This is a genomic window from Ruegeria atlantica (genome assembly GCF_001458195.1).
GTDB classification, from domain to species: Bacteria; Pseudomonadota; Alphaproteobacteria; order Rhodobacterales; family Rhodobacteraceae; genus Ruegeria; species Ruegeria atlantica.
This window is the reverse complement of the sequence record NZ_CYPU01000011.1, coordinates 107,605-124,269: the sequence shown is the minus strand read 5'-3', so window position 1 is coordinate 124,269 and position 16,665 is coordinate 107,605. Positions and strand designations below refer to the sequence as shown.

Genomic DNA, 16,665 nt, shown 5'->3' with positions numbered 1-16,665 from the left:
CGAAAATCGAATATGTTCCTGTTTTGTTTACACCAGCCACCTGCCTGCGTCTATCGGAATCGTTACGCTTATTTCACTTATTCCGGTTATTTCTCTTGTAAGTGAGCGGCGCGAGGTGCATCTAGAGGCTAAAAGCAGGAGGGAAATCGTGGTCGATACAGCAGAAAAACCGGCTCAGAGTGGGCTCATGGAGCGTCCGCCGACCGCCGAGGAAATCGATAGCGCCGCGCATGCCGCGACGGCGATCGCGGTCGCGATGGAATTGGACGGCGGCTTGAAGGTGTCCGGAGAGAACGGTGATCCTGTCAGCATCGCTCCGGCTGTCGGAAAGCTGATCATCGAACTGCTGGGTCACGTCAGCAATGGAAATATGGTCACGCTGGTTCCGGTCGGCACAATGCTCACGACCCAAGAGGCGGCAGACATGCTGAATGTGTCCCGCCCGCACCTCACGAAACTCCTCAAGGAAGGACAGATCCGATTTGAGGAAGTCGGCAAGCATCGGCGCGTGCCATTGAAGGCGCTCATGGAGCATCGCGAAGAGAAGGCGCAGCGCCAGGAACAGGCGATGCGGGACTTGGCACGACTGGGTCAGGAATTCGATAAGGCATGAGTTTTGTGGCCAACCCCTTCGTGGTTGTCCTTGATGCGAACGTCCTGTTCCCGTTCCGCGTTCGCGACGTCCTGCTGACGTTTACGCAGGAAGGCCTGTTCAGGGCGCGGGTGACCGACGAGATCCTCGACGAATGGACGCGCAACCTGATCAGGCTCAAACCGCATCTCGAGAAGAGCGTTCGCCAGCAAGAAGCGGTGATCAGAAGCACGTTTGAAGAATGCTTCGTATCGGGCCACCGGCCTTTGATGGCCGGATTGAAGCTACCGGACCCGGATGACCGTCACGTCCTCGCGGCGGCGATCCGTTGCTCCGCCCAAGTCATCGTGACAGAAAATCATAAGGACTTTCCAAGCGAAGTTCTGGACGAGTATGGCGTTGAGACGCTTGGTGCGGATGACATGCTCGCCAACACATACGACTTGTTTCCTTCGGGTGGCGCTCGCGCGTTGCGCAGCGTCCGCAAAAGGTACGACAACCCAGCGATGTCCCCGTCCGAGTTTCTTCTCGATCTAACCCGACACGGCCTGTCGAAACTGGCGGCTCAGGCCCGCGCTGACATCGAATACCTCTAGCAACGACAGAAGGCGTCAGTAATTGACCCAGTCGGTGTAGTCCATGGCCCCTTACCCCGCTGTCACCAGCATCGATAAGGCCGTCGTGCAGAATGACGATGGCTCCTGGGATGTCTTTTTCGGTCCGGAACGTCCGGACGGTGCGGACAACTGGATTCAAACCATTCCCGGCAAAGGCTGGAACATGCTGTGGCGCATCTATGGCCCCGAACAGGCTTGGTACGATGGCGAATGGCAGCCCGGCGAGGTCGAAGTGGTCAGCGAATAGGGCCACAGGGTTGAGACCGCCAGCCCTTTGCTGGCGGCTCAGCCCGGCAGGCTAAAATCCTGCCTGCCTGTCGTAATCGGACCAAAACGAAACCCCGGCGAATGGGATAATTCGCAATCATTCAACTTAATATAGGAGAACACCAATGAAACTCTCTGACGGACTTGCCGCACTTGCCGAAAAAGCGAAAGACGTCGAAACACGCGTTGACGAGTATACCCGTGAGGAACGAGCCAAACGCGATGCGCTCAAGGAAAAGTGGAGCGCGGAATACGCAAAGGCCGAGCAGGACTGGAACAGCGCCGTTGCCGAGGTCGACAGCAGCATGAATGCGTGGTGGTCCGGCATCCAGTCGAACTACGAAAACCACAAAGCCGAGCAGAAAGCCAAATGGGACGCCTGGAAAGCGGAACGCGATCTGGCGAAGGCCGAGAGGAACGCAGAGAACGCAGAGGCGGATGCCGCTGTTGCGATTGCCTACGCCCAGCTTGTTTCCGAAGAGGCGCAGGCCATTGCGATGGAAGCCGTCGGAGCCCGTGCCCATGCGGAAGACCTGAAGGGCGCATAGCCGGTCCAGCCCCACAACCCAAAATGAACGAAAGAAAGAATAATGCAAACGAAACAACGAATAAGAGTGCTTGGACTCGGCCTGATGGTCGCAAGCATGATGAGTAGTGCTTGGGCACAGGGCGAGCTTCCCCGGCAGCAGACCGAAGAGGAATTCCAGAGCCTTATGCCGATCACGGGCACGGTCGAAACCATGGCCGGTGATTTCGAGCTTGACCACAGCTTTCCTGCCCCTGGCGAGGCTGACAAGATCTACGACCTCATGGACCACCAGCGGGCGTCACAGCTCTATCTCTGGGGCCTGCCGATCGTGGGCATGACACGCTGGCATCTGGGCTATCTGGAGAATTACCCGGACTACGATTACAACAAGATCGTCGCAGTCAAGAGCTTCAACGAACGCAGAGGCATACTTACGGCTAACGAGACCACGGACTATTTCTGGGGTTTCGGAAATACCCGGGAAAGCGCCGTGATTCTGGAGATTCCGCCCGGCGTAGCAGTGGGCATGATCAATGACATGTGGGAGCAGAGTCCGGGCGACTATGGCATATTCGGCCCGAATAACGGCACAGGCGATCTGATTGCAGTTGTGGGGCCCAATACCCCGGCGGATATGGTGCCAGAGCAAACCGACGATTTGCGGATCATGGAAATCGGCACTGATCAGACTTACTGGCTGTTTCGGTTGATCGGCACGTCGGACGAAGTCGATGCGTTTACCAGCAAGTTGAAGATCTACAATTATGGAGATGAGGCTGCCCCCGTTGACATCATCCCGGGCGAGGACAAGTTCACGGCCGAATACCAGCCGCGCGGCCTGGCCTACTGGGAAATGCTGCATACGGCGATCAACCGGGAGGTGGTCCAGGATCGTGACCGTTTCTTCATGTACTGGCTGAGACAGCTTGGCATCGAAAAAGGCAAGCCCTTCAACCCCACCGAGCGTCAGAAAGAAATACTGATTGACGGTGCAGAGACCGGTGAACTGATGGCCAAGGCCCTCGTGTACAACGAGAGGATGGAAGGGGTTCTGCGCCAGAACAACTGGCGCATGATCCTCGGTGGCACATGGGGCGACGGCCAGAAATACACCAACCGGATGAAGTACTGGGATGCAATCGACCCCCGCGCCCGCTACACCTACGAGGCGATCACCACGTCGCCTGCCATGACCATGCCAAAGCCGGGCAAAGCGCAGCTCTACATTGGCAAGTTCGAGGACGAAGATGGCCAGCGCTTGCAGGGCGGAAATAATTATGTGATCCGCGTCGAAAAGGATGTGCCCGCGAATCTGTTCTGGTCGATAGTGGTCTACGACACGGACACGCGCACCATCATCGACAACCGGGAAGGTGCAGCCGGAGGCAAGGCAACGGCGGGCAGCAAGACCGAGGGCATCCGGATGAACGCCGATGGGTCCTTCTATGTGCTGCTCGGTCCCGATGCTCCGCCTGAGGGCTGGGAAGCCAACCACGTGCAGACCCTGCCGGGGCGCGGCTGGTTTCCTTACTTGCGCATGTACGGCGCTGAAGAATCGGCTTTCAACGATGAGTACAAGTTCCCGACCGTCAACAAGGTCATGGATTTCTCGGACTACATAGAGTAGCGAATTCGAAGCGGGTGCTGACTGTGCCCGCTTCGAACCACTTTTTGGATCGGCTGGCTCACAGCCGGTCCAACGCCAAGGCCCGAAAGCGCCGGACGGGCGAGAGGCGAACTGGATCCAGACCGTACCGGACATGGGGTGGTACATGTTGTTCCGCCTTTATGGACCAGAGCAAAGCTGGTTCGACCGGACATGGCGGCCCAGCGAGATCGAACTGGTCGAGTGACCGCGTGACCAAGTGACCAAGTGAACAAGGGCCGGAGAAATCTCTCCGGCCCTTTGTTTTGGCGCGATCTGACCAAATTGCCGCGTTGCCTGCCATTAGATTTGGAATCACTGGCAGCGTGTTTTGCGCCAAACGCAACTTGGGAGGTGCTGTCAGACCAATTCGAACTCGTCTCGGAGCGGCGGGTATTCGAACCTTGGGTACTTCCCTTGATCCGTTCCTTTCAAAACCGCATCCTGTCCTCGCGCCGTGGGCGAGATCGATGGTACAGCCCCATGCGCCTGCCTGTTTCGACATCGGTGTCGAGATAAGCATTTTGCGAGCGTTTCATATACTCCGCGAACTGGGTTAGTGCGTCCACTTGGTCGTCATTTGTTGCGTCCGGGAACGCCAATAATTCGCGACGGAACTTGTCAAACCAAGGCTTGTCAGTCGGGATGACCAGTTTGCCCGACTTAATCCAGTCTGTGTGCGGGATGAACCGGTCCAGTTTACTGGAAACGACGTTGATACCCATGTAGACGCCCGCCGTCGCCTTTCGGAATTCCTGCAGGATGGACGACCCCATGGCAGAGTCTTCAATCAAAACTCGATCAGCATACCATTTCTTGCGCTCGCGAAGAATGGCGGCCTTGAGCTCAGTGATGTTTGTCCGTTTGCGATAGACATCCAACAGATACCAGCGCTCTTCGAAATCATGCCACCCGAAGGTCAGGCCCACCGAATAATCGCATTTCGGACCACCTTTTGCTGCCGTGTCCCAGCTTTGGACCCTGCGCGTGAAGAGCGCCTCATCGGGCAGCGTATCGACCAGATGAAGGTCATCCATACTGAGATATTCGTTTTCAGCGTCGCTCGGGTTTTGCTGGTATTGAGCCTGAAACGCATAGTTGCCAATATCCGCTTTGATCTGATCCAGAACCTCCCGTGGTTCCCTATTCGGGCTGAGCAGATCGCCCGGACGCCGAGCCCAATAGCGATTGTTATAGAGGAGAATGTCCTCAGGAATCTCGGCGATCGACGGCAGGCACAAGTGCTCAAATGTCTCCTTCTCGAGCAGGTAAGCGGAGAAGTCATCGGGATGCAGGCGCTGCTGAATAGACACAATCCGATCGGTCCGTTTGTCGTTCAGCCGCGAGAACAGGGTCTGATCAAAATAGTCGCGCAACTCCTGACGATAACTGTCATGGCGCATCTCTGAAGGTTTGCCCAAATCGTCAATGATGATGAGGTTCGCACCAAACCCGGTGATGCCACCACCGATGGAGGACGACTTTCGCCCACCCCCTGCTGTCGTTTTCATATGATCAAACCGGTTGTGTTTTGGATCCAGCTTCATCCGCGGAAAGAGACGCTGATAATACCGGCTCGTCACCAGGCGGCGGAACAGCTCGGCATGCTCACGCGCGAGATCCTTGCCGTAGCTGACAACGACGATCTTCTGCGTTGGATCCCGGCCCAATACAAACGCCGGCAAAAGCACCGACCCGCAGATGGATTTTAGGTGGCGCGGCGCGATCGAGATCATCAACCGAAGGCACTGACTCGTAGCCACGCGTTGCAGCGCGTAGCACATGGCCTCGAGATACAGGGCCCGGGCAAGTTTTTCGCCCGGGCAAAGGATTGGAAACGCACCAACCAGAAAGGCATAGAGGTTCTCACGCGTGAGCGCGTCAGCAACTTCCTTGTGTGTATCAAGACTCTGGACAGTCATTGCCGACACCTTCTTGAACTGTGGCAAAGAGATCTTCCGGATCACTGCCAAACATATCAGCAAGAGCTTCCAGCACCGCGACATCCGATTGCGGGTCAGTCTGCGCGGTGCTCTCGGAGGCGGTTTCCGCCGATGTAAGTGCATCCTGCAGCTGTGGCAGAAGTTTCAGAACCCGGTCGACATTTCGCATATCCCCTTTAGCCGCGCCATTTGCAACTTGGCGGACAATAGCCTCGAGCATTGTCGCTTCGCGGCGAACACCGTTTTCAGTGATCGGAACCTTTTGAAAGAATGTATCTTCCAGAATTTTCCCGACATTCTTCGACGCCTTCGGTCGGCCCTTCGGGTTACCCGACCGACCCCTTTTGAACTGCGTCGCTTTCGGCGGTTTGCCATAGCCGACTTCATAGTCATCATCTTTGATATCATCAGACATGATCCATCTCCTTCTCGTCGGAGACAGGCACCGAGACGGCCCGCGCCCGGACGGCAAAGGTCTCGTCGGTGGCGGCTAGGACGGCATCTTTTCCAGTCAACTCCTGCCATCGCCGGATGGCGACATCGACATAGGCCGGGTCCAGTTCGATGAGCCGGGCGCGCCGTCCGGTCTTCTCGGCCGCCAAAAGCGTGGCACCCGACCCGCCGAAGGCATCCAGCACGACGTCCCCGCGATGGCTGACATCCATGAGCGCGTCAGCCACAAGGGCCGTGGGTTTCACCGTCGGGTGATCCGCGAGATCCGCCTCGCGCCCTGCCCCGAAAGTATTTACACCCGCATAGTCCCAGACATTGGTCCGGTTACGTCCATGCTTGCCGAGCTCGACATTGTTGATGTGCGCACCGCCGGGTTTCTTGAAGACGGCGACCATCTCATGCTTGGAGCGATAGAGACTGCCCATGCCGCCATTGCTCTTGTTCCAGATACACAGATTGATGAGTTCAAAACCGGCAGCCTTACCGGCGGCAATCAATTCTTCGATGTGGCGCCAGTCCATGCAGGCCATGCCGATGCCGCCATCGGTTAGCTGGTTAAACAACTTCGCTGTAACGTCTGCCAAGAATGCACGGAACTCACTATCTGTCATCTCGCCCGAGGCCATTGCGAACTCGCGATGGTCACCACCGTTACCGCTGCGAACATGTCCGTTCACGGGGACATTGTAAGGCGGATCGGTAAAGACCATCCCGCAGGGTTCTCCGTCTAGCACCCGCTGGTAACTTTGCGTCTCGAGGGAGTTGCCACAGAGGATCTTGTGGTCGCCGAGCAGCCAGAGATCTCCTGGGCGGGTCACTACCGGCTTGGCAGGATCCGGTGTTTCGACGGTCTCGGCGTCTTCTGCAGTTTCTTCACCTGCGCCACCGATAATGATGTCAATTTCGGGGATTTCGAAGCCGGTGATGTCGAGACTGAAGTCAAGCTCACCCGCAAGGCTGAGATCCATCAACTCACCCAGCTCAATCCGGAGCGCATCTTCATTCCAGTCCGAAAGCTCAGCGAGCTTGTTGTCCGCTATCCGGAAAGCCTTTACCTGCGCCGGCGTCAGATGATCCGCGCAGATCGTCGGGATAGTATTAAGCATAAGGCGTTTCGCTGCCTCTATCCGCCCGTGGCCTGCGATGACCGAGTTCTCGCTGTCGATGATGGCTGGTACAACAAAGCCAAACTCGGAGATTGAGTCCGCCAGACGGCCAATGCTCTTTTCCGTGTGAGTGCGTGCATTGTTGGGATAAGGTTTGAGATCAGAGATCGGTGTCTGTTCGATCCTGCCGCTCGTCCAGACGGGCCTGTTGCGACCGTGTTCGGGTGGTGTATTCGATTTTGCTGGCATCACTGCCTCCATTACTACGAGGCACCTTACGGTCACCTCAGAAATGGATCGCTGTGGAAAAACGGAGAGAGCATAGAAAGCAACTCTCCGGACCAAAGGATCCGGGAAGTTGCCCCTTCGAATGCTCTCTGCTGGTCTGGACTAATCCCGAACCGAATGAGTGCTGCCTGTGGGGGCAGAAGCGCCCCTCGTTGGGAAGGACAAGTTTCATATAGCGCATCACGACACATCGCACAACCCTCCACGGATGGTGGTTCAATTTTAACGTTCTGGTATCGTTGACAAAAAACGGGGGTATGGCACACGGCGCAGTTCTCAAGCTCGTTTGAAACACCACCAGAAACCACTGGACTAGTGCTGCAAAGCACGCATCAGTGCCCCCACGCCCGACGCACTGTCGGGCGCTCCTCAGTACCGGGCCTGCAATCTGCGGGCCTCAAAATGAGGAGACGGACATGACCAAACCCAAACAGACAAAGATCGCCAGAGTGCAGGGCATGCTGGAGCGCCCGTCAGGCGCGACAGTCGAGGCTTTGTGTAAAGCCACGGGCTGGCAGGCCCATTCGGTACGGGCAGCGTTGACTGGGCTGCGAAAGGCGGGGCACGTTATCAAGCGCACCGATGATGAACGAAAGGCCGGCAAGACGGTGTACCGTATCGTCAAGACGGCAGAGACACGCTCATGACGGTCGCAGAGATTGAAGGCATGGATCGAGCGGCCCTCGTTGCCGCCTGGTCTGACATCTTTCGCACCCCGGTCCCCAAAGGTCTAAGCAAGGTCCTGATGCGCCGCTTTCTCGCCATTGAGATACAGACACGGCAGATGGGCGGCTTGTCCAAGAAGACCAAAACCGCGCTGCGCAAACCCTCGGATCAGACAGCCCGGCGCCAAAGCCCAGGGTTACAACCCGGCGGCCGTCTGCTGCGCGAATGGAACGGAGTAACGCATGTGGTCGACGTAACCGACGACGGGTTTGTATGGAAAGAGACCAGATACCGCTCCCTCTCCCGGATCGCCCGCGAGATCACCGGCACCCATTGGTCGGGGCCGCGGTTCTTCGGCCTGAACGGAGCGGCGAAATCATGAGCTCGCCAAAAATCCGCTGTGCGATCTATACCCGCAAGTCGACTGAAGAAGGTCTGGATCAGGACTTCAACTCGCTGGATGCACAACATGAAGCCTGCGCCGCCTATATCGCGAGCCAAAAGCACGAAGGCTGGAAGATGCTTCCTGCGCGCTACGACGATGGCGGTATTTCAGGTGGGACACTCGAGCGCCCTGCCTTGCAGCAGCTGATGGCGGACATCGATGCCGGACGCATCGACATGGTGGTGGTCTACAAGATCGACCGGCTGACGCGGTCTCTGGCCGACTTTGCCAAACTGGTGGAGCGGCTGGAGAAAGCTGATTGTTCTTTTGTGTCTGTCACGCAGGCTTTCAACACATCTTCGTCCATGGGGCGGTTGACACTGAACGTGCTGTTGTCCTTCGCCCAGTTCGAGCGCGAGGTCACCGCTGAGCGGATCCGCGACAAGATTGCGGCGTCCAAGAAGAAGGGATTGTGGATGGGCGGTATTCCACCGCTGGGATATGATCCGCACCCCGACAAGACCCGGCGCGAGTTGGTCGTGAATGAAAACGAAGCCGAAGTGGTTCGGCAAATCTTCCAGCTTTATGAGACACACCGCTGTCTTAATGCGGTTGTACGAACTGCCGAAGAGCTAGGGATACGCTCCAAGCACCATGTCTTTGCAACCGGCCGAACCCAGGGCGGCACACCCTTCAGTCGAGGCCAGATCTATCACCTGCTGACGAACCCAGTGTATCTCGGGTTGATCCGGCACAAGGATCAGACATTTGATGGCCAGCACCCTGCGATCATCGATCAGCCTCTTTGGGACAGTGTGCAGCGGCACCTCAAATCTGCCAGCGCACGACGCCGCGGTGCACCTGCAGGCCAGTCATCAAATTCGGATGCGCCACTCAAAGGGAAAGTGCGCGATGAGACCGGTGATGTTCTGACACCCACACATACGACCCGCCATGGAAAGCGGCAGAGGTACTATGTCTCCAATCGGCTGATTTCAGGCGGGACCGATCCAACGGGATGGCGCCTCCCGGCCAAAGGTTTTGAGACAGCTGTCGTTAAAGCCATCACGGACCATCTGCGCGAGCATGCAAAACGACATACCGTTCTGGACAATTGTGACGTGAGCAAATTGGACGCCACGGCTACGGCCGTTTTTGGACTGGCCGATACTCTGGAGGCAGATGGCTGCAAACGCACGGCCCCTCTGATCCGGGCGATCGCACTCGACCCAGACACGCTATCCATTGATCTCGATCCCCACGCGGTAGCCGACGCAATAGACCTGCAGGCCTCCTCACTGAACGCCGCGCTTTGTGAAATCTCGACACCCTTCACGTGCAAACGCCGAGGTGTGGAGACACGTATTGTCGCGGGCGATCGCTGCCCCGACCCAGATCAAACCCTGATCCGCGGGTTGCGCAATGCGCACGATTGGGCAGAGGCTCTGAAGTCCGGCGAGCCGCTGAAGCACCTCGCCCAGCGCGTCGGACATTCCGAACGCTACATCAGACGCGTCACATCCTTGATCTCCCTGTCGCCTGGATTGCAAACAGCGATCCTGGAAGGCACGCAACCTGCACATCTCAATCTCGAGACACTGGTCCGCGGGAACATTCCTCTCAATTGGGCCCATCAGGATCATCTCTTTGGAACCCATTCCTGACCTTCCCTGCTCAGCGAATTGCATTCCCTGATAGGTCGCTCTGAATTCCCTGATAGTCGGAATAAATTCCCTGTTATGTGCTCTAGGGAATTTCCTTGTAAGCGACTGTTATTACTCCCGTAAAACCACCCGCAGAGCCTCGAAATCGACCAAAATGCAGGAATTTCCCTGTTAATTGGCTGTTATCAGGGAAAACGGACCGGCGAAGTCAGGCAACTGAGACAAAGGGAGATTGCTGCGGATGAAACGGCAGCACGGTCCGTCTCAGGGCAAAACGGCACCTCGCAACCGACGGAATACACGCGGGAATTCCAGCCAAAACGGACATGGGAAAATGAGACAGGGGTGGGTGGCGGACCGAGGAGGATTCGAACCCCCGACCCCTTGATTCGTAGATTGACCAGACTTGTCATTAATTGACTCTAAACACAGCATAATTTTTTCTTTCCTAAGTTTATTAAAATAAAAACATATGGTTGACTCTGTTTTACTCTGCAGCACTCTGCTGCAGATAGTTGTGCAAATTCTCGAAAACGTAAATATTTGTCTCACTTGGGTCTCATTTGGCGGCGATTGGGCCGAAAGTTCCAAATGATGATTGGGAGGGGCTTGAATGGCTATTACGCGATCGGACATCGAAGAAACACGCGCCACTGCCGTTAGATCCAATCGTAAGATAACATTGAGAGACGTCGATGGCAGCGGCAGTCGAGATCTTCCGGTCCGCGGATTGACACTCATCGTCGGTCCAACTGGTGATGGTCGCTGGGTCTATGCCTATCGAAAACGAGGCAAAGACAACAAAGGCAAGAGGCATCCTCAAAAGTGGGTGAGGATCGGCGGCGTGGAAGAAACTCCCATCGATACGGCGCGCAAGGAAGTCAGGCTTCTAAAAGAAATGGTCGCCTCGGGCCGAGACCCGCTCGCCGAAAAAGAAGTCGCCGAGCGAGAGGAAGCAGCAAGGCGAGCGGAGGAGGCCTTGATGAACCTTTCGCTTGTCGATGCCATAGAACGCTATCTGGCTCAAAAGACGTGCCGGCCTTCGTCATTGGCCAGTGAAAGGATGCAGCTGATCTTATCGGCTCGGGACATTGGCATCGAGGATGCAAGGATCAACTCAATTACCAAACGTCATGTGATGGATCTCATAGATCAGCATCGCTCCAAACCAGCCACTGCCCGACAGAGATATGGTGCTTTGAACCGCCTCTACAAATGGTTGCTGGCGCGGGACATGGTTACTTCGAACCCCTGCGCGCATATCGACAGGCTCCCGGCTCCTCCCCCGCCACGAACTTGGAAGCCCAGCGCACTAGAACTGCAAGCACTGTGGCAAGCTGCCGATGCCATCGGTGGAACACGCGGTCGATTCTTGAAGGCAATGATACTCCTTCCACTACGCCTTTCCGAAATGGCGGGGCTCGAACCATGTGAGGTTTCTTGCGGCCAAGTCACGCTGAGCGGGAAGCGTACGAAAAATGGCGACGACTTTTCTTTGCCGATCCCTCGAGCTTACTTGTGCTTGTTCGATCCTGACACCGACGCAAGAGTCTTCCAATTGGCAAGACGAGGATCCTTCAACGCGAGAAAAGGCTTTTCAGGTCAAGTTCGCAAAGTGAGCGGGGTCGAACGGTTTCATTTTCACTCCTTGCGCAAATTGTTCGTATCCGAACTCGCCGAACACGACATCGGAGATCCAGATCTTGCGGACTCACTGTTGAACCATCGGCAATCCGAAACCCGGTACGGAGTTCGAGCGGCATATTTGCAGGCGCGGAGAAGAAGGCGGAAAACCGAGGTAATGGAAGCCTGGGCCAACTTGGTGGCCTATGCAGTGGAACATGGCTCTTGGCCTAGGGAGTCGGAGACTTTACCGGAAAACGTAGTGTGGTTCGATCATGGATGAAGAGCTGCCGGAACTCAGACTCGCAGTCTTGCTGGTAGCCGATAAGATTCGACGATCCTCGGCGATCTCGTCGGAAGATAGAGGAATACTGATTCTGAATGCCGCATTGAGTTTGATGGAAGGCCTGATTCCCGATGACGTCGACCTTGCAGACGGACATGATTTGCTGGGCAAGCTTCGCGAAGAGCGGGATCGGGAACTCGAAGGGCGCAATAAGCGAAAACCGCGCCGGGAAATCGAGCGCCGTTGCTTTGCCGTAGCAGCTGTAAGGTATTTTTCATCCCAAGGAGATCAGCGCGGTATACGCGAAGCACGCAAGCGGATAGCTCGGATTTTGCAGTTGAATCCAGATTTAAAGAAGGGTGCGGATCAGATCAAACGCTGGGAGGTTCAGTGGCTAAAAAGCAAAAGTGCCGCCAATGGTTTGCAAGGAGAGCCAATCAGTCGTGGATCTTTGGTACTCGAGCAACTGATCGACCAGTTCCTCTTGCTTATCGAAGGCGCTGAAAAATCGGGATGCGACGTCGAGGTCTTTATCAAGGAATACTACGACAGCCCCTAATTAGGTGTTCTGGTAGTCGATTTGCTGAGAACACTCGAACTGCGCAATGCATGAGGTGAAGCCAAAATTGGAGGCACATCATGTTTCTTCGCAGCGACCGTATTCGTATCGATCATGCTTACGCGCCAGCAACTGCGGCGCGTCACCTAGGAGTAGATCCGTCTACCCTCGACTCGTGGCTGTACGAAGGTCACCTAGACCTCGGCGTGTTCATGTTGCCGAACGGTGAACGTCGGATCCCAGGCAGTAGATTGTTAGATGCCGTAAATGGACGCATTGACCGTTCGGAGGAAACGATATGACGGCTCCTCTCAAGTCACTGTGGTGCCCCGGCGATCCCCTTCCCCGCCGTGCCAATCGGTTGACGCTTCAGACGATCTTGTCTCACGAACTGGGCGCTAGTATCGGGCCACGCTTCGTAGAGGTTCTGGCGGTCAAGTCCAGATTGGTCGGCGGTCAGAGGGTTTGGCCAGTCGACGAAGTAATCCGAGCGGCATTGAATGATCGCCGTCGCGTCTCCCCGGCGCGTGATCAAAGCTGAAACCTATCGAAGATGGTACGCAGGTTTCCCACTGACCCGATTTTTCAGAAGGCCGCGCGCGAGCGAAATTGGCTCGCCTTTGCGATCAGCAGATCACCTGCTGGAAAACTCGAAAAGCACCCTGCCAACGCCTGGAACGGACATTCGCCGATCGCATCTGAGCAAGCGGCAATGCACACCCTCGAAAGCGTCCTGGAGGCCGTCGACGATTTGAATTCGCGGAAAACGGTCATCAATGCGATACGCTCAGAAGACGGCAAGCCTGAAGTTTCGAGTTTCGAAATCGGGTATCTCTGCCGAGCCGGCTCAGCGCTCGTTGGAATCGATCTCGATGATTGCAGATCAGCTGATACTGGAGATCTCGCTCCTGAACTCCTTGAACTCATCAAAGAGTCTGACACCTACTGGGAGTCGTCGATATCTGGAACTGGCGTGAGGATGTGGGCTGAGCGCCTCGTTTCTGATGAAAATCTAAACGGTGAACGCGATGGGTTGGGTTTCTACTCGAAACCCATGAGAGGATTGGTCGTCCAGTTTGTTCCGGATCTGAGTAGCCCCCTGAAAATCGGGCCCGCTCATCCGATACGACGGTGGTTTCGCAAGCTCAGACGCAAAATACACCCAGTGCGTCTACCGATACTCGCCGAGGACCAGGCGAGCATATCCGATGTTCCATCCATATTGGTAGATCTCCCCAACCCTGGCCGCGGTCGCGAGGAGTGGATCAGAATGGGAATGTCGCTTCGCGTCATCGCAGATCATAGCGAAGACCTTGCCCTTGCTGCTGAGATCGAGGAGGCTTGGATCACTTGGTCAAAAAAGGGTGAGGCCCATGGCTGCAGCGGTCGTCCAGACAGCCCTGAACGAGCCTGGCGCAGCTTTCGCGACGTCCGCGAGATATCATCTGGCACCTTCTGGTACCTCGCACGGGATCTGGGGTGGGCAGGACGCGATCGTAGAGTTCCGCCGATTTTCCCGATGGAACGGTCACTACTGGCGGCATCGAGTGGTAGCGAGGAACACTTGAGGCGATTGGCGCGCACACTGCTCAATGATCTCGGAGCCGGTGACATGGCGACGGATCATCTGATCAAAGCAATCGGGCGTTCTGCCGAAATCCCCGAGTCCGTGATTTTTGAAATACTGACGGCCGAACGCGCAAGATGGTACGAAATCACAGCCGAGCTGATCACGCATGCGAAGGAAACGGAGCGCATGCGAACGCTGGCTGATGCTTTTCGACGTGGCGAGGAAGAACTGAATGAAACACGCGATGAACTCATGGCTCAAAGGTTCATGGCTCTGGCACGTTCACTTCCACCTGCTCAAAGATCGAACGCGCTGAGATGGATAAAGCGGGAGTGGCAAGTTGGTTGACCCGTTCTCGAACAATGCCCGTGAGGGCGAGGACCGAGCACTCTACTGGCTCCGTGTCATATCAAAGGTCCCATACAGCGACGGATCCTTTGAAGCCGATGTCAGAGCGGCAATCGAAACAGAAGGTGGCGAAGTCCGAGTGAGCGACGGCTTTTTGGTCGTCCAGGATGGAGCCGAGCGCTTCAGGTTCAAACGTGAAGGCGCGACATACGTTCCGGACCCACTACCAAGCGACGCCTATAATCGCTTGAAGCCTGTAATCGGACGCGACAACCTGGACCCCTATTTGGATGAAGCTTGGTCGATCGATGACGTGTTACCCCTATCTGGAATCGCCGCAGTCTATGGGTCCCCAGGGTCAGGGAAGTCTGTGATCGTGACCGATATGATGCTCCACGTAGCAAGCGGCAAACCGTGGCGAGAAAAGCCTGTGCAAAGGGGCATCGTCATATATGCCGCTCTCGAAGGTGGCAAAAAGTTTCGAAACCGGATCGTTGCCGCGGCAAAGCATAATGAATTCGGCGTCGATGATCTCGCACTCTTCGTTTCCCTCAATGTAGGCATCGACCTGCGTAGCAGTGGTTCGGACCGAAAGTCTATGATCGATCTAGCCCTAGATCTCACCCGCGAACTCGGTTTTCCACTGAGAGCCATAGTCATCGATACGTTGAACAGGGCCTTTGGCGGAGGAAACGAAAACGAGCCTGGCGACATGGGACAACTCGTCTCAAGTCTGGACGAGATCATCAACGAAACCGATTGTCTCGTCGTCCTTGTGCACCACTCCGGGAAAGACGCGGACAGAGGAATGCGAGGTCATTCCTCGCTACTCGGGGCCGTAGATACGGAGCTTAAATGTTCCAAGGCGGAAGGTGGCCGTCGCATCGAAGCAACGAAGCAACGTGACGGAGAAACTGGAATTGAATTCGCCTTCGACGTTTCTGCGATCGAGGTCGGCACTTCACGAAGCGGAAAGAATATCTCGGCGCCATTCGCTCGCCATCTCGAAATCCATGAGGTCACCCCAAAAAAAGAAACCAAGGGCCTAGGTAAGAACCAAGTGATCGTGATGGATAGTCTTCAAATATTGGCGGCAGAACCCAGCCAAGACACGAACCCAAGTGGACCGGGGTGGCCCGAGGAAGGGTCGTTCACGGTGATTGACGCCAACGAGCTGCTGAATTTGGCCAAAGGGAAGCTCCCCCCTCCGGAAGACGGCAAGGACGACAGGCGCCGCGACAGCGTCGTCCGGGCACTGAAGGACCTGATTGCCCAAGGTAAGCTCTGCCAGAACCAAGGAATGGTCTGGAACCCCAATCGAAAAAGAAAAAAATAATCGATTGGTCACCCACGAAGCCCACAACCCTTGGGTAGTTGTGGGCTTCGTGGGGCTATTGGGCGAAATTCGAGCACCACGAACGCCGCAAACGTGGGCTTCATGGTGTATGTGGTGTGGACCCACCCCATTAGATTCTGCGACACTTCCAGCCGAAATCTTCCGACGCACAATCGCTTCGCCAAAGAGGCAAATAAGTGGGAAATGACGGTTATGTCCCCCATCGATACACCAAATGAAAAAAGGGATGAAAGTGGTCGCTTCGTCAAAGGTCACAAACCTCCTCGATCCCCGGGACGCCCTCCCGGTCCAAATGGCCTGAAGGCGCGCGCTGCCAAGCTCGCCAGTGAAGAATTGGAGCGTCTGGTCGGACAAGCCATTTCGACCATCGAAACAGGCCTCGAGTCTGGCGACACACGAATAGCAGCCTGGTTGATCGATCGTGTTCGGGGCGACAAAAAATTGGGCTTCATGGAAGTGGAGCTGCCTCAAAACCCAACGGATCCCAAAGATCTCGTGTCTCTAGGAGAGCAAGTCCTGTCAGCCGTCGGCCGTGGCGAAATACCCCTCGGAGACGCGCACAGTTTCGTCGATCTCATCACGAAAGTAGGGGGAATGCGGGGAACTCTCGAATTGGAAGAACTCAGGCGCGACCTCGACACCTTCATCAGAAATGGCACGGCTTCGGTTTCCGATCGAACACCTGAACGACGTATGAAAGAACTCGGATTTGCGTGGGGAACCGCGCTCGCGAAATGACACCAGAGTGTTTCTGTCCAGTTCTTTGC

Annotated in this window: 17 protein-coding genes and 1 pseudogene; 15 read left to right on the top strand and 3 right to left on the bottom strand. The window is 56.0% G+C overall.

Annotated elements, in window-relative coordinates:
* Nucleotides 1–148: 148 nt before the first annotated feature.
* The 6 genes and pseudogenes from RUA4292_RS03115 to RUA4292_RS25600 form a co-directional block, all read left to right on the top strand.
* Nucleotides 149–613, top strand: a complete 465-nt coding sequence (locus tag RUA4292_RS03115; RefSeq protein WP_058276256.1) for a helix-turn-helix domain-containing protein — start codon at nt 149–151, stop codon at nt 611–613.
* Complete coding sequence (locus tag RUA4292_RS03110; protein ID WP_058276255.1) at nt 610–1,188, top strand: PIN domain-containing protein; 579 nt, start codon at nt 610–612, stop codon at nt 1,186–1,188. The genes RUA4292_RS03115 and RUA4292_RS03110 overlap by 4 nt, the downstream gene beginning before the upstream one ends.
* Before the next feature lie 43 nt (nt 1,189–1,231).
* The gene (locus RUA4292_RS03105) at nt 1,232–1,456 is read left to right on the top strand and encodes a DUF1214 domain-containing protein (RefSeq protein WP_058276254.1); all 225 of its coding nucleotides are present in this window, start codon (nt 1,232–1,234) and stop codon (nt 1,454–1,456) included.
* Between the two features lie 145 nt (nt 1,457–1,601).
* The gene (locus RUA4292_RS03100; protein ID WP_058276253.1) at nt 1,602–2,024 is read left to right on the top strand and encodes a hypothetical protein; all 423 of its coding nucleotides are present in this window, start codon (nt 1,602–1,604) and stop codon (nt 2,022–2,024) included.
* Nucleotides 2,025–2,123: 99 nt separating this feature from the next.
* Entirely contained in the window at nt 2,124–3,632 is a 1,509-nt protein-coding gene (locus RUA4292_RS03095) for a DUF1214 domain-containing protein (RefSeq protein WP_158506916.1), read from the top strand.
* A 91-nt stretch (nt 3,633–3,723) separates the two neighbouring features.
* A pseudogene (locus RUA4292_RS25600) lies at nt 3,724–3,858 on the top strand (hypothetical protein); the annotation flags it as partial.
* A gap of 223 nt (nt 3,859–4,081) precedes the next feature.
* Here RUA4292_RS25600 and terL read toward each other — a convergent pair.
* From terL to RUA4292_RS03080, 3 genes are read right to left on the bottom strand one after another with little or no spacing between them, the layout of a single operon-like run.
* Nucleotides 4,082–5,572 (bottom strand): phage terminase large subunit, encoded by a 1,491-nt coding sequence (gene terL / locus RUA4292_RS03090; RefSeq protein WP_058276251.1) that lies wholly within the window; start codon nt 5,570–5,572, stop codon nt 4,082–4,084.
* Nucleotides 5,553–6,008: a DUF5681 domain-containing protein gene (locus tag RUA4292_RS24695; protein ID WP_058276250.1), complete on the bottom strand. Its 456-nt coding sequence runs from the start codon at nt 6,006–6,008 to the stop codon at nt 5,553–5,555. Before RUA4292_RS24695 ends, terL begins: the two co-directional genes overlap by 20 nt.
* Nucleotides 6,001–7,401, bottom strand: coding sequence for a site-specific DNA-methyltransferase (locus tag RUA4292_RS03080; RefSeq protein ID WP_082636977.1), 1,401 nt, complete (start codon nt 7,399–7,401; stop codon nt 6,001–6,003). The genes RUA4292_RS24695 and RUA4292_RS03080 overlap by 8 nt, the downstream gene beginning before the upstream one ends.
* A gap of 455 nt (nt 7,402–7,856) precedes the next feature.
* On the opposite strand from RUA4292_RS03080, the gene RUA4292_RS03075 reads away from it, so the two are divergent.
* The 9 genes from RUA4292_RS03075 (at nt 7,857) to RUA4292_RS03035 (ending at nt 16,636) form a co-directional block, all read left to right on the top strand.
* A complete protein-coding gene (locus RUA4292_RS03075) occupies nt 7,857–8,087 on the top strand; it encodes a DUF3489 domain-containing protein (RefSeq protein WP_058276249.1) in 231 nt (76 codons plus the stop codon).
* Nucleotides 8,084–8,488, top strand: coding sequence for a DUF2924 domain-containing protein (locus RUA4292_RS03070; RefSeq protein WP_058276248.1), 405 nt, complete (start codon nt 8,084–8,086; stop codon nt 8,486–8,488). Before RUA4292_RS03075 ends, RUA4292_RS03070 begins: the two co-directional genes overlap by 4 nt.
* Nucleotides 8,485–10,155, top strand: coding sequence for a recombinase family protein (locus RUA4292_RS03065; protein WP_058276247.1), 1,671 nt, complete (start codon nt 8,485–8,487; stop codon nt 10,153–10,155). The genes RUA4292_RS03070 and RUA4292_RS03065 overlap by 4 nt, the downstream gene beginning before the upstream one ends.
* A 613-nt stretch (nt 10,156–10,768) precedes the next feature.
* Nucleotides 10,769–12,061, top strand: coding sequence for a tyrosine-type recombinase/integrase (locus RUA4292_RS03060; protein WP_058276246.1), 1,293 nt, complete (start codon nt 10,769–10,771; stop codon nt 12,059–12,061).
* Nucleotides 12,054–12,623 (top strand): hypothetical protein, encoded by a 570-nt coding sequence (locus RUA4292_RS03055; RefSeq protein WP_058276245.1) that lies wholly within the window; start codon nt 12,054–12,056, stop codon nt 12,621–12,623. Before RUA4292_RS03060 ends, RUA4292_RS03055 begins: the two co-directional genes overlap by 8 nt.
* 298 nt (nt 12,624–12,921) lie before the next feature.
* Complete coding sequence (locus RUA4292_RS24360; RefSeq protein ID WP_145974843.1) at nt 12,922–13,164, top strand: hypothetical protein; 243 nt, start codon at nt 12,922–12,924, stop codon at nt 13,162–13,164.
* 12 nt (nt 13,165–13,176) lie between these two features.
* Nucleotides 13,177–14,541 (top strand): PriCT-2 domain-containing protein, encoded by a 1,365-nt coding sequence (locus RUA4292_RS03045; RefSeq protein ID WP_058276243.1) that lies wholly within the window; start codon nt 13,177–13,179, stop codon nt 14,539–14,541.
* Complete coding sequence (locus tag RUA4292_RS03040; RefSeq protein WP_058276242.1) at nt 14,534–15,877, top strand: AAA family ATPase; 1,344 nt, start codon at nt 14,534–14,536, stop codon at nt 15,875–15,877. Before RUA4292_RS03045 ends, RUA4292_RS03040 begins: the two co-directional genes overlap by 8 nt.
* A gap of 213 nt (nt 15,878–16,090) precedes the next feature.
* Nucleotides 16,091–16,636, top strand: a complete 546-nt coding sequence (locus tag RUA4292_RS03035) for a hypothetical protein (protein WP_145974842.1) — start codon at nt 16,091–16,093, stop codon at nt 16,634–16,636.
* The last annotated feature ends 29 nt before the right edge of the window (nt 16,637–16,665 follow it).

Excerpts from the sequence above, each read along its gene's own strand:
- RUA4292_RS03110 (WP_058276255.1), top strand. The coding sequence starts at position 610 with ATGAGTTTTGTGGCCAACCCCTTCGTGGTTGTCCTTGATGCGAACGTC.
- RUA4292_RS03105 (WP_058276254.1), top strand. The coding sequence starts at position 1,232 with ATGGCCCCTTACCCCGCTGTCACCAGCATCGATAAGGCCGTCGTGCAG.
- RUA4292_RS03100 (WP_058276253.1), top strand. The coding sequence starts at position 1,602 with ATGAAACTCTCTGACGGACTTGCCGCACTTGCCGAAAAAGCGAAAGAC.
- RUA4292_RS03095 (WP_158506916.1), top strand. The coding sequence starts at position 2,124 with ATGAGTAGTGCTTGGGCACAGGGCGAGCTTCCCCGGCAGCAGACCGAA.
- terL (WP_058276251.1), bottom strand. The coding sequence starts at position 5,572 with ATGACTGTCCAGAGTCTTGATACACACAAGGAAGTTGCTGACGCGCTC.
- RUA4292_RS24695 (WP_058276250.1), bottom strand. The coding sequence starts at position 6,008 with ATGTCTGATGATATCAAAGATGATGACTATGAAGTCGGCTATGGCAAA.
- RUA4292_RS03080 (WP_082636977.1), bottom strand. The coding sequence starts at position 7,401 with ATGCCAGCAAAATCGAATACACCACCCGAACACGGTCGCAACAGGCCC.
- RUA4292_RS03075 (WP_058276249.1), top strand. The coding sequence starts at position 7,857 with ATGACCAAACCCAAACAGACAAAGATCGCCAGAGTGCAGGGCATGCTG.
- RUA4292_RS03070 (WP_058276248.1), top strand. The coding sequence starts at position 8,084 with ATGACGGTCGCAGAGATTGAAGGCATGGATCGAGCGGCCCTCGTTGCC.
- RUA4292_RS03065 (WP_058276247.1), top strand. The coding sequence starts at position 8,485 with ATGAGCTCGCCAAAAATCCGCTGTGCGATCTATACCCGCAAGTCGACT.
- RUA4292_RS03060 (WP_058276246.1), top strand. The coding sequence starts at position 10,769 with ATGGCTATTACGCGATCGGACATCGAAGAAACACGCGCCACTGCCGTT.
- RUA4292_RS03055 (WP_058276245.1), top strand. The coding sequence starts at position 12,054 with ATGGATGAAGAGCTGCCGGAACTCAGACTCGCAGTCTTGCTGGTAGCC.
- RUA4292_RS24360 (WP_145974843.1), top strand. The coding sequence starts at position 12,922 with ATGACGGCTCCTCTCAAGTCACTGTGGTGCCCCGGCGATCCCCTTCCC.
- RUA4292_RS03045 (WP_058276243.1), top strand. The coding sequence starts at position 13,177 with ATGGTACGCAGGTTTCCCACTGACCCGATTTTTCAGAAGGCCGCGCGC.
- RUA4292_RS03035 (WP_145974842.1), top strand. The coding sequence starts at position 16,091 with ATGTCCCCCATCGATACACCAAATGAAAAAAGGGATGAAAGTGGTCGC.